Source organism: Xenorhabdus sp. KK7.4 (assembly GCF_963876465.1).
Classification (GTDB): Bacteria; Pseudomonadota; Gammaproteobacteria; order Enterobacterales; family Enterobacteriaceae; genus Xenorhabdus; species Xenorhabdus stockiae.
Genome location: NZ_CAWNQF010000001.1, coordinates 189,904 through 216,427 on the forward strand (window position 1 = coordinate 189,904; position 26,524 = coordinate 216,427).

19 protein-coding genes and 3 tRNA genes are annotated in these 26,524 nt (G+C 42.0%); 13 read left to right on the forward strand and 9 right to left on the reverse strand.

The features are described 5' to 3' along the window. Nucleotide 1: 1 nt before the first annotated feature. Nucleotides 2-931: an archaetidylserine decarboxylase gene (asd, locus tag AACS90_RS00850; RefSeq protein ID WP_099119972.1), complete on the reverse strand. Its 930-nt coding sequence runs from the start codon at nucleotides 929-931 to the stop codon at nucleotides 2-4. A 115-nt stretch (nucleotides 932-1,046) separates the two neighbouring features. Next, nucleotides 1,047-2,117 carry a small ribosomal subunit biogenesis GTPase RsgA gene (gene rsgA / locus AACS90_RS00855; RefSeq protein ID WP_099119973.1) on the reverse strand — a complete coding sequence of 357 codons (1,071 nt, stop codon included), beginning with the start codon at nucleotides 2,115-2,117 and terminating at the stop codon, nucleotides 1,047-1,049. A 110-nt stretch (nucleotides 2,118-2,227) separates the two neighbouring features. On the opposite strand from rsgA, the gene orn reads away from it, so the two are divergent. After that, nucleotides 2,228-2,773: an oligoribonuclease gene (gene orn / locus AACS90_RS00860; RefSeq protein WP_099119974.1), complete on the forward strand. Its 546-nt coding sequence runs from the start codon at nucleotides 2,228-2,230 to the stop codon at nucleotides 2,771-2,773. Between the two features lie 265 nt (nucleotides 2,774-3,038). Then, nucleotides 3,039-3,114: transfer RNA gene (locus AACS90_RS00865), tRNA-Gly, on the forward strand. Between the two features lie 94 nt (nucleotides 3,115-3,208). Here the strand turns inward: AACS90_RS00865 and AACS90_RS00870 are convergent. Next, entirely contained in the window at nucleotides 3,209-4,426 is a 1,218-nt protein-coding gene (locus AACS90_RS00870; protein WP_241538159.1) for an MFS transporter, read from the reverse strand. 409 nt (nucleotides 4,427-4,835) lie between these two features. Between AACS90_RS00870 and AACS90_RS00875 the strand changes: the two genes are divergently transcribed. Together AACS90_RS00875 and AACS90_RS00880 are read left to right on the forward strand one after the other, a co-directional pair. Continuing rightward, nucleotides 4,836-4,911: transfer RNA gene (locus AACS90_RS00875), tRNA-Gly, on the forward strand. Nucleotides 4,912-5,336: 425 nt separating this feature from the next. Then, complete coding sequence (locus tag AACS90_RS00880; protein ID WP_099119975.1) at nucleotides 5,337-5,960, forward strand: hypothetical protein; 624 nt, start codon at nucleotides 5,337-5,339, stop codon at nucleotides 5,958-5,960. 79 nt (nucleotides 5,961-6,039) lie between these two features. Here the strand turns inward: AACS90_RS00880 and AACS90_RS00885 are convergent, their stop codons facing one another. Then, complete coding sequence (locus AACS90_RS00885; protein ID WP_099119976.1) at nucleotides 6,040-9,432, reverse strand: indolepyruvate ferredoxin oxidoreductase family protein; 3,393 nt, start codon at nucleotides 9,430-9,432, stop codon at nucleotides 6,040-6,042. Between the two features lie 373 nt (nucleotides 9,433-9,805). On the opposite strand from AACS90_RS00885, the gene AACS90_RS00890 reads away from it, so the two are divergent. After that, a tRNA-Gly gene (locus AACS90_RS00890) sits at nucleotides 9,806-9,881 on the forward strand. A 38-nt stretch (nucleotides 9,882-9,919) separates the two neighbouring features. Here the strand turns inward: AACS90_RS00890 and AACS90_RS00895 are convergent. The 4 genes from AACS90_RS00895 to AACS90_RS00910 all read right to left on the reverse strand — a co-directional run bounded on the left by AACS90_RS00895 (nucleotide 9,920) and on the right by AACS90_RS00910 (nucleotide 14,482). Continuing rightward, nucleotides 9,920-10,831, reverse strand: a complete 912-nt coding sequence (locus AACS90_RS00895; RefSeq protein WP_099119977.1) for an AEC family transporter — start codon at nucleotides 10,829-10,831, stop codon at nucleotides 9,920-9,922. Between the two features lie 103 nt (nucleotides 10,832-10,934). Continuing rightward, nucleotides 10,935-11,843, reverse strand: a complete 909-nt coding sequence (locus AACS90_RS00900; RefSeq protein WP_099119978.1) for a DMT family transporter — start codon at nucleotides 11,841-11,843, stop codon at nucleotides 10,935-10,937. 325 nt (nucleotides 11,844-12,168) lie between these two features. Then, nucleotides 12,169-13,428 carry a hypothetical protein gene (locus tag AACS90_RS00905; protein WP_099119979.1) on the reverse strand — a complete coding sequence of 420 codons (1,260 nt, stop codon included), beginning with the start codon at nucleotides 13,426-13,428 and terminating at the stop codon, nucleotides 12,169-12,171. 154 nt (nucleotides 13,429-13,582) lie between these two features. Continuing rightward, on the reverse strand, nucleotides 13,583-14,482 hold the full coding sequence (locus AACS90_RS00910; protein ID WP_099119980.1) for a LysR family transcriptional regulator: 900 nt from the start codon (nucleotides 14,480-14,482) through the stop codon (nucleotides 13,583-13,585). A gap of 101 nt (nucleotides 14,483-14,583) precedes the next feature. On the opposite strand from AACS90_RS00910, the gene AACS90_RS00915 reads away from it, so the two are divergent. After that, entirely contained in the window at nucleotides 14,584-16,077 is a 1,494-nt protein-coding gene (locus AACS90_RS00915) for an MFS transporter (RefSeq protein WP_099119981.1), read from the forward strand. 323 nt (nucleotides 16,078-16,400) lie between these two features. Beyond that, nucleotides 16,401-17,843 (forward strand): 4-hydroxyphenylacetate 3-hydroxylase family protein, encoded by a 1,443-nt coding sequence (locus AACS90_RS00920; RefSeq protein WP_339373598.1) that lies wholly within the window; start codon nucleotides 16,401-16,403, stop codon nucleotides 17,841-17,843. Between the two features lie 536 nt (nucleotides 17,844-18,379). On the opposite strand, the gene queG is transcribed toward AACS90_RS00920, so the two are convergent. Further along, on the reverse strand, nucleotides 18,380-19,537 hold the full coding sequence (gene queG, locus AACS90_RS00925; protein ID WP_099119983.1) for a tRNA epoxyqueuosine(34) reductase QueG: 1,158 nt from the start codon (nucleotides 19,535-19,537) through the stop codon (nucleotides 18,380-18,382). 243 nt (nucleotides 19,538-19,780) lie between these two features. Here queG and tsaE point away from each other — a divergent pair, with 243 nt between their 5' ends. The 6 genes from tsaE (at nucleotide 19,781) to hflX (ending at nucleotide 26,416) form a co-directional block, all read left to right on the forward strand. After that, nucleotides 19,781-20,245, forward strand: a complete 465-nt coding sequence (gene tsaE / locus AACS90_RS00930) for a tRNA (adenosine(37)-N6)-threonylcarbamoyltransferase complex ATPase subunit type 1 TsaE (protein WP_099119984.1) — start codon at nucleotides 19,781-19,783, stop codon at nucleotides 20,243-20,245. Nucleotides 20,246-20,259: 14 nt separating this feature from the next. Beyond that, nucleotides 20,260-21,597: an N-acetylmuramoyl-L-alanine amidase AmiB gene (gene amiB / locus AACS90_RS00935; RefSeq protein ID WP_445286260.1), complete on the forward strand. Its 1,338-nt coding sequence runs from the start codon at nucleotides 20,260-20,262 to the stop codon at nucleotides 21,595-21,597. Between the two features lie 76 nt (nucleotides 21,598-21,673). Continuing rightward, nucleotides 21,674-23,644 carry a DNA mismatch repair endonuclease MutL gene (mutL, locus tag AACS90_RS00940; RefSeq protein ID WP_099119986.1) on the forward strand — a complete coding sequence of 657 codons (1,971 nt, stop codon included), beginning with the start codon at nucleotides 21,674-21,676 and terminating at the stop codon, nucleotides 23,642-23,644. Further along, nucleotides 23,637-24,578 carry a tRNA (adenosine(37)-N6)-dimethylallyltransferase MiaA gene (gene miaA / locus AACS90_RS00945; protein ID WP_099119987.1) on the forward strand — a complete coding sequence of 314 codons (942 nt, stop codon included), beginning with the start codon at nucleotides 23,637-23,639 and terminating at the stop codon, nucleotides 24,576-24,578. The genes mutL and miaA overlap by 8 nt, the downstream gene beginning before the upstream one ends. Nucleotides 24,579-24,685: 107 nt before the next feature. Beyond that, nucleotides 24,686-24,988, forward strand: a complete 303-nt coding sequence (gene hfq / locus AACS90_RS00950) for an RNA chaperone Hfq (protein ID WP_086955100.1) — start codon at nucleotides 24,686-24,688, stop codon at nucleotides 24,986-24,988. Nucleotides 24,989-25,135: 147 nt separating this feature from the next. After that, the gene (gene hflX / locus AACS90_RS00955) at nucleotides 25,136-26,416 is read left to right on the forward strand and encodes a ribosome rescue GTPase HflX (RefSeq protein ID WP_099119988.1); all 1,281 of its coding nucleotides are present in this window, start codon (nucleotides 25,136-25,138) and stop codon (nucleotides 26,414-26,416) included. Nucleotides 26,417-26,524: the final 108 nt, after the last annotated feature.

Below are 26,524 nucleotides of genomic sequence, written 5' to 3' on the forward strand. Positions count from 1 at the left end.
ATTAACTGGCGCTATTTTGATTCACGGAAACATCGTCAGTTGTGTGCTCAGTATGCTCTTCATCGTTTGAGATAGTTTGTGCCAGCAGGCCACCCATCAGGGTTTGTGAACCACTGTATAAGTTATTGGCAAACTGAATCTGATTAGGGGCAAACAGATTGATTACGGTTGAACCCAGTTTGAAACGGCCCATTTCTTCTCCTTTCTTGAGAGTAACAGCCCCTTCTTCGCCTTCTGCCGGATAGACCCAGCGTTTGATAATCCCTTCGCGTGGTGGGGTAACACAGCCACTCCAGACAGTTTCTATACTACCCACAATTGTGGCACCAACCAGAATTTGTGCCATTGGGCCAAAGGCTGTATCAAACATACAGATAACACGTTCATTACGTGCAAACAAATTCGGTACATTGGCGGCAGTCAGCGGGTTGACTGAAAACAGATCGCCGGGAACATAAATCATCTCTTTCAATACGCCGTCACATGGCATATGAACACGGTGATAATCTTTCGGTGATAAGTAAATCGTCACAAACTGGCCATTACGGAACTGCTCAGCAAGTTGGTGCTGGCCGGCCAACAGTGCTTCTACCGTATAATAGTGACCTTTAGCCTGAATAATCTGCTCTTCCCGGATGGCACCCAATTGGCTGACGGCTCCATCTGCGGGCAGTGCCAACAGGTGTGTTTCATTGACGACGGGACGAATGTCCTCTTTTAATGGCCGGACAAAGAATTCGTTAAAGGTTGAATAAGCCTGAAAAGATGGATTCTGGGCTTCATTCATATCAACTTTATAAACTTTGGCAAAAGCCTTAATGACAAGCTGTGTCAACCAGCCTGCTTTTTTATTGGCGAACCAGCCTGCTAAGTGAGTAATACATTGCTTTGGCAGTAAATATTGTAGTCTGATTTTAATATTATCCAGCACGTCAACCTCTTGAAGTGTTTTATCGGCCAATGTCTTATAGGAAAATTGGGCAAAAGTCCGCTATTCTACCTGCCCTTATCTTGAATGTCAGGGCAACGTATTGCTAATTATTGCCTTATTTTTGACCTTCAGTGAAATTTTTGCGTGGTTTAACCTGAGCCATGCTTTCCAGGATCCTGTGGTAGTTTTCAAAGCGCTCTTCTGCAATAACCCCTCGTTCCAGTGCATCGCGTAACGCGCAACCGGGATCATCAAGATGTTTGCAATCGCGGAATTTACAGCTTCCAAGGTAATCCCGAAATTCAATAAACCCTTGTACCACCTGTTCTGGCGTCAAATGCCATAAGCCGAATTCCCGGACACCGGGAGAATCAATGACATCTCCTCCCTGTGGGAAATGGTAGAGGCGTGCTGTTGTCGTCGTATGCTGACCAAGGCCAGAGTTATCTGAGACTTCATTAACCAGAATGGTGTTTTCGTTGTCCGGAAGCAGGGTGTTCAGCAGGCTGGATTTTCCGACCCCTGATTGACCGGCGAATATACTAATTTTATCAGCCAGTAATTGGACTAGTTCAGGAATGCCTTCTCCGGTGTGACTGGAAACTTCCAGCACCCGATACCCGATATGGCGGTAAATATCCATGACACCGTTGACCCATTCACGACTTTCTTCATCCAGAAGATCGATTTTATTAAGCACTATCAAGGGTTCAATATTGAGTGTTTCACATGCTACCAGATAGCGATCGATAATATTCAGTGAGAGTTCAGGCAGGATAGCGGAAACAATCACAATTTGGTTGATATTAGCGGCAATCGGTTTGATACCATCATAATAATCAGGACGAGTGAGCACGGAAGTACGTTCATGAACCGCTTCTACGATCCCATTGACCTTAACATCTGACTGGAGCTGTAAGGCAGGACGCCATACGACACGATCACCGGTAACCAGTGAACGAATAGTCCTGCGGATATTACAGCGTTGTATGGAGGCGTCTGCGGCCTCAATATCTGCATGTTGCCCGAATCGGCTGATAACCAGCCCTTCTTGTGGCTCACCAAACTGGCTGTCGTCCAGTTCTGGTTTTTGGGCGTCATTCCTGCTGAGCGGCTGTTTTAGCCTGCGCTGGTGATTGGCCTGCACACGGCGTTGCTGCCCTTTGGAGAGTTTACTTTTAGCCACCGAACCTCACTTATTTCATCTATCTTGCTGGTTATCGCTGTGGGTGATCAAAAACGCTATGATACACCTCTGATACAGATTACCTGTTTTAAAGGAACCTAGGATATATCATGTCAAAAAGTGAGAACAATCTTATCTGGATAGATTTAGAGATGACGGGTCTGGATCCCGAGCGCGATCGCATAATTGAAATTGCAACAATAGTGACTGATTCAGAGCTGAATATTCTTGCAGAAGGACCGGTTATTGCGGTACACCAGCCAGCTGAGCAACTGGCCCTGATGGATGAGTGGAACGTCAGGACTCACACTGGCAGTGGTTTGGTGGAGCGTGTAAAACAGAGTTCGTTTAGTGAGGCTGAAGCTGAAAAAGCGACGATTGCCTTTCTGGAACAGTGGGTTCCGGCAGGAAAATCCCCTATCTGCGGTAACAGCATTGGTCAGGATCGTCGTTTTCTGTTCCGTTATATGCCTGAACTGGAAAGATATTTTCACTATCGCTATCTGGATGTCAGCACACTTAAGGAATTGGCCCGTCGCTGGAAGCCAGAAATGCTGGCTGGCTTAAGCAAGAAAAATACTCATCAGGCACTGGATGATATCCGGGAGTCAATTGCGGAACTGGTTTACTACCGCGAGCATTTTATTCAGAAATAAATGGCGGTATTTTGCTGACATGAGTTGATTAAGTGGGTCTGAAACCCCACTTAATCAACGTTTATCGCTAGCAATTTAAAATAGATCTGAGTGCTTTTCATCTATAGCTGTGATCACAAATTACGTATGATTTGTTGGTTTAATAATCAATTAAGGGAAAAATTCGTTTTTTTTTCGTCTTGGTACTTGCCAGAAGGTGAATTATTTGTATAATGCGCTCCCCGTACCGATGAATAATTTCGAAAGTACAGCACACCAAAATTAAGCGGGAATAGCTCAGTTGGTAGAGCACAACCTTGCCAAGGTTGGGGTCGCGAGTTCGAGTCTCGTTTCCCGCTCCAAATCTTTTTTATCAGAGTCAACCCTAAATTTCTTACCATTCTCCGAATTCTGACAATACTCCTGATACACACTGCTTTTAAATAAATTTTTTGTTCAGGGCAATGTCATTGCAGTTCTGACACTACGCGGCGTAAGCGAAAGTAAAGCAACAATAGCCAGAGTTAAGCCAATCCAAAGTGGTGATATTAATCCATATCCGGCAGCAATGCTTAATCCCCCGGCCCATGAGATAAAGGCAGAACCACTATTAATGAAAGAGACATGGACGCTGTTAACCAAAGGGCCTGCATTTGCCACGCGCATAACCCGTGTAATCAGTGCCGGGCTCATAGAGACACCTACAATGCCAATAATTAGAAAAGCGATCACACTGATATAGCGGTTTTCCGGGAAAAGCGCGAATATCAGCAGCGATATTGTCAGTATACTTATCCCGATTGTCAGTACCGCAAAGGTGTGTCGATCAGCAAAACGACCTGTGATCGAAGTACCGATGACATTCGCAACGCCGTAAAAGCCAAGAACAATAGGAATGATAGCGGGTAATAATCCTGTGATTTCAGTCAGGATAACAGAGATATAACTGAAAGCAGCGTAAGATGCGCCAATAATCAGAGCGCTTGATGCATAAGCTGCCCAGAGTTTCCCATTTCTGAATGAGGCAAGTTGCTCGCTGATACGGATATTGGCAGCATTGCGTGAAAGTGGCACCATTGCCCATAAAATCAAGGTACAAATAATGGTGAAGATAACGATTAGCCAAAAACTGAAACGCCAGCCGAAATACTGATCGATCATGATTGCTGCGGGGACACCCAGAACATTTGCCAGCATCATGCCTGTGAATACAATCGATGAGGCTCTTCCTCTTATTTCTGTTTTAACAACTTCACCACAGATTGCCAAAGCGATGCCGATGCAGGCAGATCCTGCAAAACCGGTAATAACACGGGCGATAGCCATAACATAATAACTTCCGGCAATTGCAGCTATGACCCCTCCGATACTATAGAGCGTTAATATCCAAAGCAGCGCTTGCTTGTTGGGAATTCGAAGTACACCAAATACTGTTGTCAATATCGGTCCGCCGATAAGCATTCCTACTCCGTAGAGTGAAAGCAGGTAGCCGATATCTGTGACTGTAACGGCAAACGCATCCATTAACGATGGCATCATGCCCACAACCATAAACGCGGAAGTATTCAGGATGAATATCGTCAATCCGAGCAAATAGATGGAGAGAGGTATATCACGATGTTTTTTATCTGATATTTCTGGTGAGGCTTTTGTATTTATTTTCTCTGATGCCATGTTATTCACGGTGGATTTCCTCAATATAGCTGTACTTTGTTTGTTCGGTATGAAAGTTTGTGTTTGATAAAGAGCAGTGTGGGATATAAACAAAAATCATTCAATTTAATAATTGAATATTAGATTAATGTGATGTCAAATTTTAGTCAAGAGGCTACACAATTCATGTCTTTTTGCTTTTGATTAAAGAGAAAATGCGCAGGTGTTGAGTGCTGATTAAGGCATTAGTGGTGTTTACTAGCGTCTGATAGCATGTATTTTGAGCACTTGATGTTTTATGGCTTGTAAAATACTTGCCATCTTTACTAAAGAAGTTCATAATGGCGCCCATCTTGATGCCGTTAAAGACAAAACATTAACCTAATCAATGGGTTGAGTGTCTTTATTTTTAAAATAGCGGATCAGCTATGCGGGAATAGCTCAGTTGGTAGAGCACAACCTTGCCAAGGTTGGGGTCGCGAGTTCGAGTCTCGTTTCCCGCTCCAAATTCAGGACGGCAGATTTTAATAATCTGCAAGTCATAGAAAAAAGCGCCTTTCGGCGCTTTTTTTGTTTTTATTACGCAAATCCACTCTTGTGAACTGTAGAGTATTTGTTTTACTCCACAAAATCCTGATTACCTACCGATTTTAGCTCTTGTGATTACCCAATCTATTACTGAATATTTGACAAACAGCTTTTGATTGATTTATTTGGTAACGGGTGGTCAAATAGCGCAACGGATATAAATATTTTTCAGATATATGCTGCCCCTTTCGATACTATTAGATACATTACAACCAGTTATATCTAAAAGTATCATTCATATAGTTAAACTTTCTAATTTAAAGCAAAGTGATTACCTATCTAATTTATATCGATTTTTAGAAAATAGATTTGATTGGCATCAGGAAATAAATGAGGAATAATTATGAATGAAATTAATAAAAGTGACAGTTATGAATTCGATAATTATATTTTTAAATTAAAGACTAATCTCACTGAAGATAATTTAATCATAGAAGAAAATAAAAGTAATAAAATTATCTTCTCAGGTTATTTCAATGAAATAGATGATGTTTTGTTACTTGGAAAAAAAATATACATTAATTTAATTGATAAAAATAGACCCGTTGTCATTAAATTTTCTGCTTTTTCTAATAAACTTGGAGTGTTTAAAGCATATCAAAAGCTAGAACGTAGTTTTCATGAGATTAAATTAAGAAAAAAATTTAATGATTCATATGGGAAATACAAGGAAGAAGCAGAGGAAGTTTATAAAAAATACATTAAAGTATGTGGTCGGTTTAAGAAAAGCATGCGAGAAGCCGGGAGTATATATGTCAAGCTGAAAAAGGAAAATGAGGAATTAACTAACAAACTGAATTCTTTGTTAGACCAGCAAAAAGATGAAAATATTAGTCATAAACCAGCTAAAAAAAGTATAAAAACATCAAAAGGTAAGAGTTTTAATGGCGTACATTATAGCAATAATTTGTTAGAAGATGTTTCAGGGCAAGATTGTGAGAATTATATTAATAAATTCGGGACTTGATATAATCCATTCCCTGAAAATAATAAAATAGATGGATATCACCGTAGCCAGTGATATCCATCTGTTTTGAATATGTATTTCAATAAGTGCTTTCAGTAAGTTCTTTTAGCAGTATTTCTCTGCGTTCCTGCATGTTTTTTATCGTTTTTTGCTTCACATGCCCAAAACCACGGATTTGATCGGGTAAAACAGCGAGCTTCTGACAAATCTCCATGTTATGACTATTTAATTTTTCTATGAGTAAATCAATTAATTGTTCATATTCGGAGAGTAAATCCCTCTCTTGTTTCCGCTCTTCCTGATAACCAAAGATATCAAAAATAGTACCGCGCAATGGCTTACAGGCAGCGAGAAAACGAAAAACAGGAATTATCCAGGAGCCATACTCCCGTTTTCCTCTTTCACCGGTTCTGGGATCTTTACGATTAAAAAACGGTGCACTGAGGTGAAAGCGAATCTTATCCGTCTTATCAAACTGTGAACGGAGCTTATCCAAGAACCCGGTTTTGACGTAAAGGCGGGCAACTTCATACTCGTCTTTATAGGCCATCAGTTTGAATAAGTTTTCTGCGATAGATTTCGTTAGTTCTTCGGCATTAATTTGCTGTGTAACTTGTTGGACTTGAGCAATACGGCTGAGATAACGCAGTGCATATCTTTCATTCTGATACTCAACCAGAAGCTGGTATCGGTGTAAAATCAGGTCATCCAGTGTCTTGATGGTTTGTTTCGGTTCAACATGTAGAGAATTATTCAGGATATCTGGTTGTACGGCCGCAATTCTACCGATATGTAAAGCGCGTCGCGCATTCTCTATGACATGATTTTTTATGCCACTTTTCTGGATGGCCTGCTCGATAGAGCGTAGACTGATTGGGATTTTACCAAGCTGCCAAGCATAGCCGATTAAAACAATGTTAGTTTGATTTCTGTCTCCAACCAATTCGGCAGCAATCTGCTCGGCATCAATGGATTGTAATGTCCGGCAGTGCTGGCGGAGAGTATCCTGTATTCTGCTTTGATCTAAATTGAGTGTCGGATTTCTCAGCATGGCACCGATTTGCGTCTCATGGGTATTCAGTACACAACTGGTTTTTGATTTTGACATTACTTCCAGTGAGTTTTGCCCTGTGACAGTGACTAAATCAGCCGCAATAGCAAGATCTGCACGTCCTCGATCAATTCTGACCTGATGCAATTGTTCGGCATTCTGACTCAATCGAATATGGGTCATTGCTTCACCCCCTTTTTGAGCGAAGCCTGTAAAATCAAGCAGATTAACAGCATATTTTTCTATTTCGGCAGCAAGACCAAGCATATGACCAGTAGTAATGATGCCGTTTCCTCCGACCCCCGCTAATAAAATTTCAAAGGGAGCTTCTGCCATTTTTATCGTTGGTTCAGGTAGTTTAATCAGCAAGTTATCAATTTCTTCCTGCGACATTATTGTACCGGGATCCTGAACTGGATTGGCGTTTTCGATAGTAATAAAACTGGGGCAGAAGCCTTTCAGGCAGGATAGATCTGAATTACAGACATGGTGATCTATCGCACGTTTAGTGCCCAGCGGTGTTTCAATCGGAACAACAGCAAGACAATTGGATTGAATTTGGCAATCACCGCAACCTTCACAAACGGCTTCATTAATCACCGCCCGCCTTTTTGCCTGTGGGATTAATCCTCTTTTTCTTTTACGACGTAACTCTGTTGCACAGACCTGCTCATAGATGATGACCGTCACGCCTTTGATATCTCGCAGACGTTTCTGTACATCTTCGAGATAATCCGACTGATAAATTTTGACTTCGGCAGGGAGGCTATTCTGGCCTTTATATTTATCCGGGTCATCGGTGACGACTACAACTTCTTTCGCCCCTTCAGCCAGTATTAAAGAGGCAATTTGCTGGATCGTTATATTGCCATCAAGTGCCTGTCCGCCTGTCATTGCAACGGCGTCATTAAATAACAGTTTATAGGTGATGTTGCTGTCAGCAGCGATGGACTGACGAATGGCTAAATGCCCTGAATGGAAGTAAGTTCCGTCTCCCAGATTCTGAAATACATGGGAGCGATTGATAAAAGCGGAATGGCCTATCCAGTCAACTCCTTCTGACCCCATCGCGGTCAGGCCATAACCCGTACTACGATCCATCCATGCTGCCATTACATGGCATCCGATACCGATTTGTGCCTGACTACCTTCAGGCAGACGGGTTGAAGTGCTGTGGGGGCAGCCAGCGCAGAAATAAGGTGTCCGTTTGGGAAGCGTGATATCGTGTAATGTCGTCTGGACAGTCCATTCCAAAGGGACAGAAAGAAATAAGTCGAATTTTTTTAGCCAATCTGCCAGAAGAGGAGCAAGCAGGGAAGGGCGTAACTCCATATCTGTAGAGACTAGCTTGTTGCCGAGATGATCGTGTTTCCCAATCAGATTAATTTGTCGTGGCAAATTAATGAGATGCTGCGCGAGATGCAGTTCAACAACAGCGTTTTTTTCTTCAATGACAAAAATATCAGAAACCTGTGATGCCATCTCGCTGAGAAGTGGTGATAAAGGATAAACCAGTCGAATATGGAGAAGCGCAACGCCGTTTTTTGCCAGCTCAGCAGGTGACAGGCCTCCGATGCGCAGCGCTTCCAGAACATCCTGATGAGCTTTACCAACGGTAACTAATAAGGCTCGCGGATGTTGGCATGGTGCGATGAGCTGGTCTATCGGATTGAGTCTGGCGAAGTCCTGAACAGCTTTCAGTTTATAGACCAGCCGTTGTTCTATCAAAGGGCTGGGAAGGTCCGGCCAGCGCCAGTGTAACCCGTTCGGCCCGGGATCTATTTCCGGTATCTTATACTCAGGAAGAGTTTTCTCTCCCCTGATAGCACTGCTTTCCACGACTTCACTGATTGCTTTGAACCCAACCCATGTTCCGCTGACACGGGAGGCTGCCCAGCCCCATAACCCCACATCATGGTAGTCAGACACCGAAGCGGGATGTAAGACCGGCATACCCCATGATATCAGCGAGAGATCAGATTGGTGTGACATAGAAGAAGATACGCATCCGTGATCATCGCCCAAAATAACCAGTACTCCACCATTGGGTGAAGTACCATAGGCATTGCCATGCTTGAGCGTATCTCCGGCGCGATCAACCCCCGGCCCTTTGCCGTACCACATACTAAAAACACCGGTAACATTGCGGTCGGGGTCAGATTCAACTTTTTGAGTACCATAAATCGCAGTCGCTGCAAGATCTTCATTGATTGCAGGGTGAAAACGTATATTAGCCTGAGCCAGTTTTTTCCCACTTTGCCATAATGCCTGATCCAAGCGGGCTAATGGTGAACCTCGATACCCTGAAACAAATCCTGCTGTATTGAGATTATGGCTTTTATCCAGTTCCGCCTGAGCGAGAAGAAGATCGACAAGCGCGTCATTGCCAGTAACAAATTTAGGTGGAGAGTATAGAGTCATATAATTCGGCCTTTACTTAAGAGCATTACCGTTTGAGATACGACTAAAAATGGATCTAATCTATTTCCAGCAAATTATTCCGACAAGTACAAATCTTATTAGAGGTTAATTGTATATATTATGTTAATTTTTAGATAACGTAATGTACCATATTGCAATGGCAGCGTTCTATAAACATATGCAAAGTATGCGGTATATACAGATTTGAATGTCTTTTGAGCGGTTAGTGTTGATGTCTGGGTAAATGGCTTGCCATCTTTATCTGAGGCGTTCATAATAGCGCGCGTTCCTGAGATGCAGGAAGTTGATAGTTACGGGTGTTTACCGTAATTTCAGACTCAAATTAAAGCATTTCTGGTTCACCATCAATAATGCGGGAATAGCTCAGTTGGTAGAGCACAACCTTGCCAAGGTTGGGGTCGCGAGTTCGAGTCTCGTTTCCCGCTCCAAATCAAATTTCCATTCTGTAAACTAGTCAATCGATCAATTAGTCGAATCTCAAACCTAATACAATAGGTAATGTAATTACTGCAAGCATTGTTTGCAACGTGATAATCGCTGACATTAACTGACTGTCTCCATTTAACTGGCGGGTTAAAATATAAGCTGTCGGTGCAGTGGGTATGGCGAAAAAGAGAATCAGTAAGTTGATTTCCAACACATTGAGCTGAAATAAACAGCCAATAATGCCGGCCACCAAAGGCATCAGTAATAATCTGGACAGGCTGTTAATGATAATTGGTTTTTTCTCTGTTCTTAGCATTGATGGCTGCAACGATGCGCCGATGCAAATTAACCCCAGAGGAAGACTCGCCCCTGCCAGAATTTTTAAAAATTGCCCTGAGCCGTAAGGCAAGCCAATATTAGTCAGATTGAGGGTTATCCCAATGAAACAGGCTAATATCAGAGGGTTTTTAGTAATTATCATGACAAACTGCTTAACTGATAACGTCTTGATATCTGGTGTTAGTGCAAACACAGAAATTGCATTGCAAAGAGGAACCAAGATAGCGAGGATCAGCGACGCTACAGCGATCCCATGAGAGCCGAAAATATCTACCGTGATGGCTAATCCGAGATAAGTATTGAAACGCAATAACCCCTGTACATAAACACCAAAACGTTGCGCTGGCCATTTGAGTAAAAGCTTAATGACTATTAATGCCATTAAACCGGTGCTAATTACAGCGAGAATGGCCCAAAATAGCTGTGGTAACTGAGGATTATCTAAAGACGCAGTTGCCAGGCTATTGATTAATAAAGCAGGAAAAAGCAGAAAATAATTAAGTTTCTCTGCTCCTTGCCAGAATAAAGGATTAAACGAGGTATCACGCTTTAGAATAAAGCCTAATAGTATCAGTGCAAATAATGGCCATAAGATGGTAATAATCTGATTCATATATTATCTTAAATTTTGCTATCTACTGTCTTCTGAACCGCTTCTTTGCTGGTTGTATCGAAATTCGTTGGTATATATCCCAATATGGTTTTTTAGCCGTATATTATTTTGTTATCTTTTTATTAGTCATAAAAATTCCTGCAATAATGAAAATGCCACCAATACATATAGATACAGTAAACGTTTCCTGTAAAAAGAGTACTCCGCCCAATATCGCTGTCAGTGGATTTAATGCAATAAAAACACCTGCTCTTGTGGCGCCAATCTTACCAATGCCATCATAGTATAAAACATACGCAATAGCTGATCCGATGACGCCTAAATATGTCAGGCTTATCAAATCGCTCATGGATAAAGAAACTAATGCAGTAGAGTTAATATCACCCGTCACGAACGCTGTTATTGTTAACATTATTGCACCCGCAATGACGGAGTAAGCGACAGTATATAATGCACCAATTTCATTGATTGTTTTCCTGCCGAAAACACTATAAATCACCCAGCTGATGACACATCCTAAAATAGAGATGTCACCAATTATATTACCTTTATTACTCAATAATGATGATAAATTGTTTCCGACAATAACGATCCCGGCACCAAACAAACAGAATGAAATCCCGATAGTTTTTATGGTGGACATTTTTTCCTTAAACAAAAAATACGAGACTGTTGCTATCACTGCGGGATTTATTGCGACAATCAGAGAAGCTCTGGATGCATCGATATATTTCAGGCCATAAAAAAAACAAAGGTTATAGACATAAATACCAAAGAAACCCAGCATGACAATATTTGCCATTTGTGACTTATTGATTTTGATAAATCCTTTTTTAGAAAAAGCGATAATCATCATTAGCACAAATGCTGCAAAGATAAACCTAACTGTAGCTGATAATAACGAACTGGTATCAGAGGAGATAAACCTTCCTGCTATGAACGTTCCGCCCCATATAATGGAAACAATAGTTAACTTAATGTAGCTTGAGTAATCATCTGGTTTTGTTGTCATACTTATTATCGCCTTGTGATGTTTTCTCACTTAATATTTTCGTTAAGAAATGATAATAATGAACTATGTTCTTGTCTGATTTTATATCAATTACATTATATTATTGACGTTAGTCAACTCAGCATAGCAATATCATCATAAAAAACAAAGAGGAAAGACTATCTCTGATGAGGATTATTAGGCGTTAATGTAATTTAATGATAAGTAATCTATCTTTTTAACGTTTAATATTATTTGACTGGTCAGATAAATTAACTTAGCCATATAATTAACTATATGGCCAAGGTTTGTTTAGTAAATGCCGTAATCACATAAAGAAATATAATTATATTTCAGAAGGCAATAAGATATTTCGAAGTTTATTTTTTATTCCCAGCTTTAATTTCGCATCATTAAATATCTCATTGATAATAATTCGTTGAATTCGGCTCCCTCCCATGAATTGATAGTTCATAGGTTCTTGCAGAAGTAAGACTACATTTTTATAATTTTCCTGACTATAATTTTTTATCGATTCAAGGATATTTATTTTTGTATTATAGTAGCCTATCGGGTTACTTTTCTCTGTTTTTTCAATCAAGAAATCTATCATATCGAATCGCTTATTAATGCCAAAGACTAACGCTGCATGGAAATCATTGAAGAAATAAAAACCAAGTTCATCTTTATTATTCCATGACTCAAAAAGTAAATCTGCATGTTTTTGTATATATTGATCGTCCCTTCCGTGCGTGAATTTCATTTTAAATAATAAAGAAGTGGCGTCTAAATCTTCAAGTCCATACTTGTCATTTTTATGACGAATCTGATGGTATATATCTAATGCCTGATCAATTTCGTTAATTTCCATGAGAAACATTGCGTAATGCCAGAACAGGTGGATTCTCATGCCATAGTTGTTATGCCAAATGTCCTTCATTTCATCCATCCACTCCTTTCCCTCATGAAATAATTTCTTATCATAAAAATAGTGGCAGATAGCATGAATAGCATAAATATCGAAACTATTTATTTTCAGTGAACTGGCTGCACTGTCATAAGACTCATCATGATACCCGTTTTCATTCAGGATAAAGGCTTTAATACCTTTGAAATAGCTATAAAACTCATCGCTAATCTCCCAGTGCTTGTTAACAAGACTGAGCGTTTCAAGCATGGTTCCGGTCATACCATTGTTGAACTCAATCATATGACATGTATAAAAACTGAATATATCTTTAGGGTTTTTTAGTAAGCATTTATAGAAATAATTTCTGGCCTGATAATAATTTTCATTAATTAAAGAAATTATCCCGGAGTTTATTAAATCAGCGCGTTTATCCGATTCTTTTTCGCTTATTTTTTCTAGTATTTCGATGAGTGATTTAGCCTTTTTATACTTACTTTTCTCCATTGAGAGAAGTAAGTCAACTATATGTATTTGTAATATTGAAAGAGGGATATCACTTGAGTGAAACCAATTTATATTTGTGAGTTTTTCGTTTCTTTTCATTCCCAGTATGCAATGATAACATTCGTGTATGAGTGATAAATCATCAATTGTATTAACAACCTGAGATACATTTGACTTATCATTAATAATCATAGGTAACAACCTCATTTAGAGTTGATTGATATGTTATTTTTATATAAGTTTATATTTAATTATTCTATGGTGAATATATAATAAAAAGGAATGAAAATTAATACGTTCTTTTAAAAGTAACAGTCTATTAGTATAGGGTGTCTATCGAATATTATTATATATTATCGACCTGCTTCCAGCATTCCGTTATCCAGTCACTTAATATTAATATCCGGTTGAGAACATAGCTATTTTGTACTCTTAAAAGATGAACCGGTAGTGAAGGGAGAGTCCAGTCAGGTAATAATTGGATTAATATTCCATCTTTGATAGCACTATTGAATAACCACTTTGGTCCTGCATGGATACCGGCTCCATCACATACAGCCTGATAAATTGCTCCTACATTGTTAAGGTAAAAACTACCGAATAACTCTACTCGTTCGATTAATTCATTGCGGGATAATTGAAGATTGGTTGGATGGATATTTTGATGTAGTGAGTAAATAATCGACTTATGTTTCGTTAAATCCTGTGGATACATTGGTGTTCCATACTTTTCCAGATATTTAGGGCTGGCGCATAATACTCCAGAAATATTTCCCAATTTTTTAGCGATTAGGGTTGAGTCAGGTAATTCGCCAATTCGGATCGCGAGATCAATCCCCTCCTGCCGGAGGTCCAGGCAACTATCTGAAAGTACTATGTCAAATATAATGTCTGGGTTTTTATGTTGAAATACGGTTAACCATTGTGTGACGTAGTGTTCTCCCAAACTCACCGGAGCAGTAATCTTAATTATTCCAGATAATGCATTACCGCTGATATCACTCAATGTATTATCTATTTCATTAAGCAAAGGTAACATCCGGAAATAAGCTAACTCACCTGCTTCTGTCAGGCTTAATTTTCTGGTTGAACGATTAATTAATTGAACCTTTAGCTGTTGTTCAAGAGCAGCTAAACGTCGGCTAGCAACAGAGGGATCTAATCGTAAGTCTTTTGCTGCTTTTATCAGGCTTCCTTTTTCGACAATTCGAAAAAAAAGATGCCAGAGTGCCAGATCATGATTCATGCTATTTCCACAATTTTCATTTGAACATATAGCAATATTATTATGATGGTATAGAAGTAAAATAAAGCTATTAAAAACTTTTGTGGAGGCATAGATCGCAAATGGCGAAAAAGTCATGGCGTCGGTATTGGGTATTGGCTGCTGTTTGTATTGCCGGGCTGATTTTACCTCTTGAATATACGGGACCAGCTGTAGCTTTACCTGCGATTCAATCTGAGTTGAGAGGGAGTGCAATTGCATTATCTTGGGTTATTAATGCATTCGCATTAAGTTTTGGTAGTGCTGTAATGGCAGCAGGAGCGTTAGCTGATCAATATGGACGCAAGAAAATGTTTGTGAGCGGTATAACGGGTTTCACACTATTCTCTCTTCTTGTTACTGTTGCCAATAGTGTTGTTTATCTTGATTTATTACGTGGAATACAAGGTTTTTTCGCAGCACTGACTATGGCGGGGGGGAATGCCGCTTTAGCACAGGAATTTGATGGAAGAGCAAGAACAAAGGCTTTTGGTTTGTTAGGGACTGCTTTTGGTGTGGGTTTAGCATTTGGGCCGGTGATATCAGGTGCTTTGATAGAGATATTTGGTTGGAGATCTGTATTTTTACTGGGGGCTTGGTTTGGAGGAATTGCATTGGTAATTGGTTGTATCCAAATGCGTGAGTCACGGGATCCTAATGCAGCAAAACTCGATATTAAAGGGGTAATTAGTTTCACTGCATTTTTAGTGTTATTAACATTTGGTATTATGCAAATTCCACAAAGTGGTCTTGGAAGCGTTTCTGTTATTTTACTATTTGCTGCTTCCGTCATGATGTTGTGTATTTTTATTATTTGCGAATTAACGCATACTCGCCCAATGCTGGATTTGTCTCTTTTCCGTTTTAAAAAGTTTGTTGGGGTACAGCTTTTGCCACTGGCAACTGCGATTTGTTTTATTGTTTTGCTGATTTTGTTTCCAATTCGATTAATTGGTATTGAGGGCTACAGTGCAATTGAAGCTGGCGAAATAATGCTTGCATTGTCAGCACCCATGCTTATTGTTCCTTTTTTCTCGGCTTTGTTAACGCGCTGGTTTTCATCGCCGGTACTTTCATGTTTGGGTTTGTTATGTGCAGTAGCAGGATTAGCATGGTTAGCAAAAATACCTGTTGGTACACAACCGACAGAGTTAATATTGCCATTGATGTTGATAGGTGTTGGTGCAGGTTTTCCGTGGGGATTGATGGATGATCTTGCTATTAGGGTAGTGCCTATAGAACGGGCAGGAATGGCAACAGGGATTTTCACAACTATGCGAGCTTGTGGTGAGGCCATATGCGTTGCGGGAGCATTAGCAATGCTGAATTTTTTACTACAAATAAGTTTACAGCAAGTTTCACAACAGCCCACCAAAGTGATTTCTACGGCGGCAAGTAATTTGACAACAGGTAATTTTGACAATGCCAGAAGTCTGATTATTCATTTTTCTGATCAGGAGATTCTGACTATTTATAATGACGCTTTCAATACATTGATATATATATTAATGGGAATGACAATATTGGCTTCTATTATTTGTTTTATAACATTAAAAAATGAAAGGAGAGTTATTTAACATTAAGTTAATATGGTTGTTTTTTGCATGAAAATCCTCCCAGTATATTACTTATCACGAAGGTGATGTAATTTGATATGGCTTTTCTGGTTAATTCGAATAATTATATTCTATTTCTTTTAATGTGTATTTTTTCCAGGAAAAGTAATCACAGTCTGTATTAGTGTAGTTTATAGGTCGTTGTTCTCTGGCGTATTTTAATGAGGGATATTGTAATTATACAATTTCCAATTGTGGACAGTTTTCTTTTTATATTAGATATCCAGTGCTGACTGAAAAGATTTCTCTGCTTGACCTTTAAAATTATCATTATCGATAGGAGCATGGAAAGTATGATAAGAACCGGAAAGCAATATATAGAAAATTTGCGTGATGGGCGCACCATTTTTATTAATGGAGAAAAAGTTACAGATCATGTGGATCATCCTGCATTCAGGAATGCGATTAGATCTGTAGCAAGCCTGTATGATTATAAAATCCAACATGCAGATACAATGACTTTCAGGACAGAAACTGACGAGCAGATGAGTCTGTACTGGCAGTTACCTTCCACCCCTGAGAAGCTGATTGCACGTGGTCAGGCTGCATATGAGTGGGCGAAGCAGACTGTCGGCTGGCTTGGCAGAAGCCCGGATAATGCAGCAGCTGTGCTTACCGGAATGGTCACGCATATTGAGTTATTCGAATCTTATTCTCAGGAACGCGCTGATGCTTTACGGAATTATTTTGCCTATGTGAGTGAGAATGATCTTTATCTGGCCTATGCGCTGATTAACCCACAGGGCGATCGCTCAAAAACACCGGGTGCGCATGAAAAGAATATTTATCATACCCTTGGGGTTGTGGAAAAAAATGCTAAAGGTATTGTGGTTCGGGGAGCAAAAATGGTTGCTACCGGCGCAGCATTAGCAGATGAAATATTAGTTGGTTCGCATAAGCCGATGAAAAAAGGCGTTGATGAACGCTATGCGCTCTCTTTTGCTATGCCGATCAATACCAAGGGCATAAAAATTATATCCAGACGCTCTTATGAACTGGGAGCTAACCCCGCTGATTATCCGCTATCATCCCGTTTTGATGAGAACGATTCCACCATCTATTTCGATGATGTTTTGGTTCCCTGGGAAAGGGTATTCGTCTGCGAAGATATCGAGATGTGTTTTAAGCAGGTGGATTCAACCGCAACGGAACTCCTGATGGATATTCAGAGTATTGCCCGTTACGCGGTAAAATTACATTTTCTGGCTGGTATGGCGCAGGAAATGGCTGAAAATAATGGTGTCAGCGAATATCCACCCGTAAAAGAATCACTGGCACAGCTTGCTTCTTATGCCATGAATATTGAAGGATTATTTAAAAGTGTGCTCCATTGTCCAAGAATTGATAATGGATTTTATCTACCTGACAAAACGTTGCTTTATACATATCGAGTCATCGGGCAGTCCACATATCCAAGTGTACTGGAGACGATCAGAAAGTTGGCGGGCGGCGGAATTTTGATGGTGCCATCAAGTCAGTCTGATTTAGAAAATTCTGAAATTTTGAGTATTATTGAGAAAACACAATATTCATCTATCGTTTCCCCTGCTGAGAAGGTCAAGTTCATGAAACTGGTCTGGGATGCTATTGGCTCTGAATTTGCCTCAAGACATCACCAATATGAACTGTTTTACGCCGGAGCGCCTCATCAGACACTGGGACGGCTTTATAATCAATATGACTGGGGATTATCAAGAGAATTAGTGGAAAAGATAAAAGCCCTTTAACTCACGTTTTATTGCCATACTTGCCCCGTTGTGACTACGCTGTGGGGCAATAGTTGCAACTATTTGCTATCTTATTCCCATCAAAAATAATTTGCTGAAAGCGCTTGCCATCCTGCTTTAACAGGTCCATAATGCCGCCTCATTTTTGGATAGGCAGAGGAAAATTTCTCCACTAGTGTCTAGAATGGATGAAGAGTTTCCATTTTTACTGCTGATCCCTGATGCTTTCCAGTGAAGTGCAATTTCTATTTTTTATCCACAGAATTTAACATAACAACCATTTTGAGTTGCCCAGTATTGATTTGCTTGTTACACAGAGTTATCCACAGGCGATATGATCGCGTCTAACTTTTTTAATTTATTATCTTAAATAAGATATATCAATTAACTAATTGATAAGTTTGAATAATTGACTTTTATTTAAAGTATCTTAATTGATATTTATCTTTCCTTTGCACTTTTAGTAGAAAAGCATTTTTATTTTATTCACAAGGAAACAGAAGCTTTTTTTAAGCAAAAATCAGGCTGATTGTATATTAAGCATCTCGGGGCAACCCTTTGGTAATTGCCCGTATTAACCGTTTTTGTTGTGATGTTTGAACGTTAATTGCATCAATACTTCGGCGGGATAGTTGTTGGTCAATAGCCCAGTGGATATGTTCATCTAACACCTCACTTAGCCCAATTCTTTTTTCTAAAACCAGTACGATTTCATCACGGTATGGGGCATTACCCAATGCAACTGAAATATTACGCAGCCAGCGTAAATAGCCAATACGACGTATTGCTGAACCTTCTGTTATACGCAGAAACTTTTCTTCGCTCCAATTGAACAAATCGAGTAGTTCAGGAGTATGTAGTGCTGCGCGAGGGCTAAAATCGGCTTCGTCTGTTAATTGTGAAAAACGATTCCAAGGGCAGATAAGCTGACAGTCGTCACAACCATAAATCCGGTTGCCCATTAATGGGCGAAACTCTTCCGGGATCACACCATCAAGTTCAATTGTCAGATATGAAATGCAACGACGGGCATCAATGGTATAAGGCTCAACAATGGCGCCTGTCGGACACGTGGTCATGCAGGCAACACAACGCCCGCATTGCTCTTCCTGGGGGGAGTCAACAGGGAGGGGAAGGTTAACCAGTAATTCGCCGAGAAAGAACCAAGAGCCTGACTCTCTGTTTAATATAAGTGAGTGTTTACCAACCCAGCCAATTCCGGCTTTAGCGGCAAGCGGGCGTTCCATAATCGGAGCGGAATCAACGAAAGGCCGGAAATTCAGTATTCCCTGATATTCATGGGCGGAGCAATATTCCTGAATTTGCTCACCCAGCTTTTTAAGCCGCTGGCGTAGCAGTTTATGATAATCTCTGCCCAGTGCATAACGACTAACATACCCCTGCTCAGGATTATTCAGGGTGCTGGCAAAAGCGGCTTTGGCCGGCAGGTAATTCATGCGCACGCTGATAACCCGCAAAGTACCGGGTAGCAATTCATGAGGACGTGCTCTCATCATGCCGTGGCGTGCCATCCAGTCCATTTCTCCCTGATATTGCTTATCGAGCCACTCCTGTAGTCTCGGTTCTTCTGTGGATAAATCGGTATCACAGATACCAACTTGCTGAAAACCGAGAGAAAGGCCCCATTGTTTGATGTTTGCTGCCAGAAGGTTCAGGTCGAGAGGGATTGCCATTGGATATTAAGTGCTGCTGTAAAGGGCGGATAGGTTAACACAGGTTTTACCCGTCGTCTTTCAAGTTGCTTTGTTTCCGGGTAGAAGATAGTAAATGATAATAGCTGAGTTATGTTATGGTTATTGGTTAAACTATCTAACTAATATGTCTTTCATATATCCTATGGGTTTCAGACGATGGTCTGGGAAACGATGGGTATATTCCAATAGGCTTTAATTCAATAAAACAATAGATAATTTTCTATGAAAGAACTTGTTTTATCACTTCCGAATGAAAATGCCACTGTTGCATTGGGCAATTCAGTGGCAGCAGTCTGCGAACGCGGCTATGTTATTTATCTATATGGCGACCTTGGTGCCGGAAAAACAACGTTTAGCCGTGGTTTTCTACAGGCGCTGGGTCATCAGGGGCATGTGAAAAGTCCGACTTATACACTGGTTGAACCTTATGCTCTACAGCCACGCCCTGTTTATCATTTTGATTTGTATCGTCTGGCAGATCCTGAAGAACTGGAATTTATGGGGATCCGCGATTATTTTCATCAGGATGCCATTTGTCTGGTGGAATGGCCGCAACAAGGAACAGGGTTTTTACCTAACGCTGATATTGAGTTGCATCTAGCCTATAACAATGAAGGGCGGCAGGCTCATTTTGTGGCGTTATCTGAATATGGTGAAAGTTTACTGGATAATCTGAAATCCTTATGAAGGAATCCCTGACCATGATGAATGCCTTCTGCGTGAAGACGATAAAAAAATGGCAATCCCATTGTCTGATGTTTTTTATGCTGTTTATTGTTCTGAACCTATTGGTTATGACAACGGCGGTCGCATCGACACTAACAAATGTACATGTGAGTAACAGTTCATCTGAAGCCACTGTTACGTTGGGGTTCACTGGCGGGCATCCCGAGTATCGCTTTTTTCCTCTTCATAACCCTGAAAGGCTGGTTGTGGATATTCGTCAGTCAGCCGGTATTACAGGATTGCCGATGCGTTTATCTGGTCAGAATCTGGTGAAGATAGTCCGAACGAGCCAGCCGCCTGATGCGCAACATAAGCGGGTTGTACTGGAACTGGCTCAGAAGGCAACGGCGACTTCCGTTGTAAAGAAATCAGGGAATCAATATCAGATTATTTTCACTTTGAAGGCCGAGGGGGCTGCAAACAGCCCTTCAATATTCAAAGAGAACACCGCATCTAGTGAGGTTTCAACTCCACATAAGAGTAAGCAGTCACTAACAAATAAGGCGGCTGAAGTTACTTCTGTCATTCAGGAAACAAAACCTGTGTCCGCGCATAATGCCCCGGTTGTGAAAAAGCAGATAAATAAAACTGCTCAGGGGAAATATCCGATTGTGATTGCTATCGATGCCGGGCATGGAGGACAGGATCCGGGAGCCATCGGGCCGCGAGGATTACGGGAAAAAAATATAACCATCAGTGTGGCGCGCAGGCTGGAAGAACTTTTACGTAATGACCCGATGTTTAAACCCGTTCTGACACGCAACGGAGACTATTTTATCTCGGTAGCTGGACGTTCTGAGGTGGCCCGTAAGCACAAAGCAAATATGCTGGTTTCTATTCATGCGGATGCTGCACCTAATCGCAGTGCCAGAGGGGCTTCTGTCTGGGTATTGTCTAATCGTCGTGCAAACAGCGAGCTGGGAAACTGGCTGGAGCAACATGAGAAACAGTCTGAATTATTGGGGGGCGCGGGAGATGCTCTGGCTAATGGTACAGATCCGTTTTTGAGTCAGGCAGTGCTAGATTTACAATTCGGGCATTCACAGCGGGTAGGTTATGACGTTGCGGTTAAGGTGCTACAACAGTTATCTCAGGTTGGTTCTCTGCATAAGCGCACGCCGGAACATGCCAGCTTAGGGGTTTTGCGCTCACCGGATATTCCTTCCATTCTGGTGGAGACAGGATTTATCAGTAACACATCAGAAGAAGAGCTGTTAGGCTCCAATCAGTATCAGGAAAAGCTGGCGCAGGCGATTCATCTTGGATTGCGTCACTATTTTCAGGCTAATCCGTTGCAGACAGCACCAAAATAATTTTAAACGGTACGTAAGAAACCCGGTGATTTAAGAAAAATCGCAAATTACCAAGAAAAAGTAGGTAAGGTCGAATATGGTTATCAGGATATTACCCCCACAATTAGCAAACCAGATTGCTGCTGGTGAAGTGGTTGAACGCCCGGCATCGGTAGTGAAAGAGCTGGTGGAAAATAGCCTTGATGCCGGTACTACCCGTATTGATATCGATATTGAACGTGGTGGCGCAAAATTAATCCGCATACGTGATAATGGCTGTGGAATTAGCCGACAGGATCTCACATTAGCGCTGGCCCGTCATGCGACCAGTAAAATAGCCTCTCTGGATGATTTGGAAGCCATTGTCAGTATGGGGTTTCGTGGTGAAGCGCTGGCCAGTATCAGTTCTGTTTCACGGCTGACCCTGACTTCCCGGCCTGAGGGACAGGCAGAAGCATGGCAGGCTTATGCCGAAGGCCGTGATATGGAAGTGACGGTAAAACCTGCTGCCCACCCTGTCGGAACAACGGTTGAGGTTTTGGACCTGTTTTATAACACCCCTGCCCGACGTAAGTTCCTGAGAACAGAAAAAACTGAGTTCGGTCATATTGATGAGATCGTGCGCAGAATCGCCCTTGCTCGTCTGGATGTGGCGATTAACCTGAATCACAATGGAAAGCTCGTGCGTCAGTATCGTCCGGCTAAAGAAGAATCCCAGCATGAACGGAGGCTGGCAGCGATTTGTGGTACGGCATTTATGCAGCAGGCGCTGGCACTATCATGGCAGCACGATATGTTGTCTATTAAGGGCTGGGTTGTTGATCCCAAAAGTTCTCATACCGCGTCAGATATTCAGTATTGCTATGTGAATGGGCGCATGATGCGGGATCGGCTGATTAATCATGCTATCCGTCAGGCTTATCAGGATTTGCTGCAAGGCGAACAGCAACCGGCTTATGTCCTGTATTTAGAGATAGACCCACATCAGGTTGATGTGAATGTGCACCCAGCTAAACATGAAGTACGTTTTCATCAGGCGCGTCTGGTACATGATTTTATTTATCAGGGCGTTGCTGCGGTGCTGAAACAGCGTAGTAACGGCACTGAGTTGGGGCTAGATTGTCAGGAAGAGACAACAGACTGGATACCCGAAAACCGGCCTTCTGCGGGGGAAAACCATTTTCTCCGACAAAAACAAACAGCTTCGGCCGGGTCAACGCAAAAAACGTCATCCTCTCCCAGTACCGCCTCTGAAACACCATCTTCAGGTCATCAGGCAGGACATAGTGGTATCAGACAGCCTTATCAGGGGGAAAGTTACCAGAAAAAACAAGGCGAGTTGTATCAAAAATTGATGCAGTTTGCGCCAGAAGAAAAGCAGTCCCTTTTTCCTGAACGGTCAGAAGCAGAAAGAAAAACTTCCGAAAAGTCGGCTTCTGTCACAGAAAAAGCACCATTAATGTCTGCTCGTTCAACTCCTGTACAGGGAAAAAATAGTAGTTATAGTTTCGGTAAAGTATTGAGTATCTATGCTCCCCACTATGCATTGCTTGAATCGGCCTCGGGTATTGGATTATTGTCACTGCCTGTTGCTGAACGCTGGTTGCGGCAGGCTCAATTAACGCCGGGGGAGCAGGGGCTTAAACCACAGCCACTTCTTATCCCACTGAAGTTGTCTCTCAGTGAGACAGAGGTCAATGTTTTGCGACAGAATAGTGAGCTATTGAAGACTTTTGGTATTGAATCGACTGTCGCACATGGAAAAGTGACCATTCATGCGGTATCGTTGCCTCTGCGCCAACAAAACCTGCCAAAACTTTTTCCGGCGTTGTTGGGTTATCTGATGGAACAGTCATCAGTTTCAGCACGATCAGTTTCAGTACAGCAGGTGGCAATCTGGCTTGCCCGCCATGTGGGCAGTGAACATGAAACGTGGAATATTGCACAGGCTGTTCAGCTTTTAGCTGATGTTGAGCGTCTTTGCCCTCAATTAGTGGGATCTCCGCCAGAGGGTTTATTACAATTAATTGATTTACAAGCAGTGGTGGCACTTTTTAATCATGAGTGATTTAAAAACTCAACATTTGCCCACAGCCATTTTTATTATGGGGCCGACAGCCTCAGGAAAAACGGCATTATCAATCGCTTTGCGTCAGCATCTTCCGGTTGAACTGATTAGCGTTGATTCTGCACTGGTTTATCGTGGCATGGATATTGGTACTGCGAAACCGTCCGCAGAAGAGCAGGCTCAGGCTCCGCACCGTTTGATTGATATTCTGGATCCTGCCGACGTGTATTCTGCTGCTGATTTCCGTCGCGATGCGCTGGAACAAATGGCAGAAATTACGGCAGCAGGGAGAATTCCGCTCCTGGTCGGCGGAACCATGCTATATTTCAAAGCATTACTGGAAGGGTTATCACCACTACCTTCAGCAGACCCTGAAGTCAGGGCGGTCATTGAGCAGGAGGCAGAGGAACACGGGTGGGAGTCATTGCATCAGCAATTGCAGGAGATTGATCCGGTTGCAGCAGCAAGAATCCATCCAAATGATCCACAACGTCTTACTCGTGCACTGGAAGTTTTTCGAATTTCGGGTAACACTCTAACTACATTGACAGAAACGTCTGGGGAAGTATTGCCTTATCGTGTTCATCAGTTCGCTATTGCGCCTGCAAGCCGTGAAATTTTGCATCAGCGCATTGCAGCCCGATTTGAACAGATGATCAAATCAGGGTTTGAAGATGAAGTTAAAGCGCTTTATGCTCGTAGCGATTTGCATACGGATTTACCCTCCATTCGTTGTGTTGGCTATCGTCAAATGTGGTCTTACCTCGCAGGCGAGATTTCTCATGATGAGATGGTTTATCGTGGTATCTGCGCAACTCGCCAGCTGGCGAAGCGTCAGATAACCTGGCTCAGGGGGTGGGACGATGTGGCCTGGTTGGACAGCGACCAGCCTGAGCAGGCCCTGAAAACAGTCATGCAGGTTATTGGTACATAAATTCGTTGATTGTGTACAATTATCAGTACAAAGCGTCATTTTTGAGTAGTTACTTTTTCGAACCAACGGGTTCTTAGTTAAAAACAACAAAATAAGGAAAATATAGAATGGCTAAGGGGCAATCTTTGCAAGATCCATTCCTGAACGCATTACGTCGTGAAAGGGTCCCGGTTTCTATTTATTTAGTCAACGGCATCAAATTGCAGGGTCAGATTGAGTCTTTTGACCAGTTTGTCATTTTGCTGAAAAACACGGTTAGCCAGATGGTTTATAAACACGCCATCTCTACTGTTGTGCCTTCCCGTCCGGTATCTCACCACGGTAGCAATGCTAATATGGCATCCAGCGTGGGAAATTATCAGGCTGGTAACAGTCCGGCAGCACAACAGGAAAATGATATCGCTGAATAAATCAGTGATAATGCCTGACATAAATAAAAACATAGGTAGGGAGACTTTACCTATGTTTTTCCTATGGAATTTTATACCCAATGGATTTCGAGTTGCATCTCGGTAGCTTGAAAGACGAAGGGGATACTCAGCCTGAGGGTTGCACCATTGTTTGATCGTTACGAAGGCGGAGAACTAGCCGTTCTGGTGCATGTTTTTTTCTCACAGGAAAAAGACACGGAAAATCTCAGTGAATTTGAATCATTGGTGACTTCCGCAGGTGTTTCTCCTGTGCAGATTGTGACAGGAAGCCGTAAGGCTCCGCATCCGAAATATTTTGTCGGGGAAGGCAAGGCAGAAGAAATTGCTGAAGCAGTCAAAAACAGTGGTGCAGATGTGGTGCTGTTTGATCACGCACTTTCTCCTGCTCAGGAACGTAATCTGGAACGCTTGTGCCAATGTCGTGTTGTTGATCGTACTGGTGTAATACTGGATATTTTTGCCCAGCGGGCGAGAACTCATGAAGGTAAGTTGCAGGTAGAACTTGCACAGTTACGCCATTTATCTACTCGCTTAGTCCGAGGCTGGACCCATCTTGAACGCCAGAAAGGCGGAATTGGTTTACGTGGCCCCGGGGAAACCCAGCTGGAATCAGATCGCCGTATGTTGCGCGATAAAATTAAACAGATTCTGGGGCGTCTTGGTAAAGTAGAAAGACAGCGTGAACAGGGGCGTCAGGCGCGCAACAAAGCAGATATTCCCACCGTTTCTCTTGTTGGTTACACCAATGCCGGAAAATCAAGTTTATTCAATAGAATAACCTCGGCTGAGGTATATGCTGCTGATCAGCTTTTTGCTACTCTCGACCCGACATTGCGTCGGATCGCTGTAAATGATGTCGGCCCGGTTGTTCTGGCTGACACCGTTGGTTTCATTCGTCACTTACCCCATGATTTGGTGGCAGCGTTTAAGGCCACTTTGCAGGAAACAAGGCAGGCAAGGTTATTGCTTCATGTTGTTGATGCGGCTGATAACCGGCTGGATGAGAACATTCTTGCAGTGGACAGTGTTCTGGAAGAGATTGAAGCACATGAAATCCCTTCTTTGCTGGTGATGAATAAAATCGACATGCTGGACGATTTTGAACCCCGGATTGACCGTGATGAAGAAAATCGTCCGGTGCGAGTCTGGCTTTCAGCCCAGAGCGGGGAAGGTATACCCCTGCTATTGCAGGCACTGACTGAACTTCTTTCCGGTGAGATTGCACATTATGAATTGCATTTGCCTCCGGAAGCCGGGCGTCTGCGTAGCCGTTTTTACCAGCTTCAGGCCATTGAGCGTGAATGGATGGAAGAAAGCGGTCAGCTGGGGCTAGAAGTCAGGATGCCGATGATCGACTGGCGTCGTCTGTGTAAGCAGGAGCCAAATTTACCAGACTATGTTGTCTGATTGATTGGCGCAGGGCGACAAACAAGGTATTATTTTGGCCGCCATTTCAGGGTACTTAGCGTTATGGAGTAACGTGATGAAATGGCGGTGATGAAATGATTGTGCCAG

Excerpts from the sequence above, each read along its gene's own strand:
- orn (WP_099119974.1), top strand. The coding sequence starts at position 2,228 with ATGTCAAAAAGTGAGAACAATCTTATCTGGATAGATTTAGAGATGACG.
- AACS90_RS00870 (WP_241538159.1), bottom strand. The coding sequence starts at position 4,426 with ATGGCATCAGAGAAAATAAATACAAAAGCCTCACCAGAAATATCAGAT.
- AACS90_RS00880 (WP_099119975.1), top strand. The coding sequence starts at position 5,337 with ATGAATGAAATTAATAAAAGTGACAGTTATGAATTCGATAATTATATT.
- AACS90_RS00885 (WP_099119976.1), bottom strand. The coding sequence starts at position 9,432 with ATGACTCTATACTCTCCACCTAAATTTGTTACTGGCAATGACGCGCTT.
- AACS90_RS00895 (WP_099119977.1), bottom strand. The coding sequence starts at position 10,831 with ATGAATCAGATTATTACCATCTTATGGCCATTATTTGCACTGATACTA.
- AACS90_RS00900 (WP_099119978.1), bottom strand. The coding sequence starts at position 11,843 with ATGACAACAAAACCAGATGATTACTCAAGCTACATTAAGTTAACTATT.
- AACS90_RS00905 (WP_099119979.1), bottom strand. The coding sequence starts at position 13,428 with ATGATTATTAATGATAAGTCAAATGTATCTCAGGTTGTTAATACAATT.
- AACS90_RS00910 (WP_099119980.1), bottom strand. The coding sequence starts at position 14,482 with ATGAATCATGATCTGGCACTCTGGCATCTTTTTTTTCGAATTGTCGAA.
- AACS90_RS00915 (WP_099119981.1), top strand. The coding sequence starts at position 14,584 with ATGGCGAAAAAGTCATGGCGTCGGTATTGGGTATTGGCTGCTGTTTGT.
- AACS90_RS00920 (WP_339373598.1), top strand. The coding sequence starts at position 16,401 with ATGGAAAGTATGATAAGAACCGGAAAGCAATATATAGAAAATTTGCGT.
- queG (WP_099119983.1), bottom strand. The coding sequence starts at position 19,537 with ATGGCAATCCCTCTCGACCTGAACCTTCTGGCAGCAAACATCAAACAA.
- tsaE (WP_099119984.1), top strand. The coding sequence starts at position 19,781 with ATGAAAGAACTTGTTTTATCACTTCCGAATGAAAATGCCACTGTTGCA.
- amiB (WP_445286260.1), top strand. The coding sequence starts at position 20,260 with ATGATGAATGCCTTCTGCGTGAAGACGATAAAAAAATGGCAATCCCAT.
- mutL (WP_099119986.1), top strand. The coding sequence starts at position 21,674 with ATGGTTATCAGGATATTACCCCCACAATTAGCAAACCAGATTGCTGCT.
- miaA (WP_099119987.1), top strand. The coding sequence starts at position 23,637 with ATGAGTGATTTAAAAACTCAACATTTGCCCACAGCCATTTTTATTATG.
- hfq (WP_086955100.1), top strand. The coding sequence starts at position 24,686 with ATGGCTAAGGGGCAATCTTTGCAAGATCCATTCCTGAACGCATTACGT.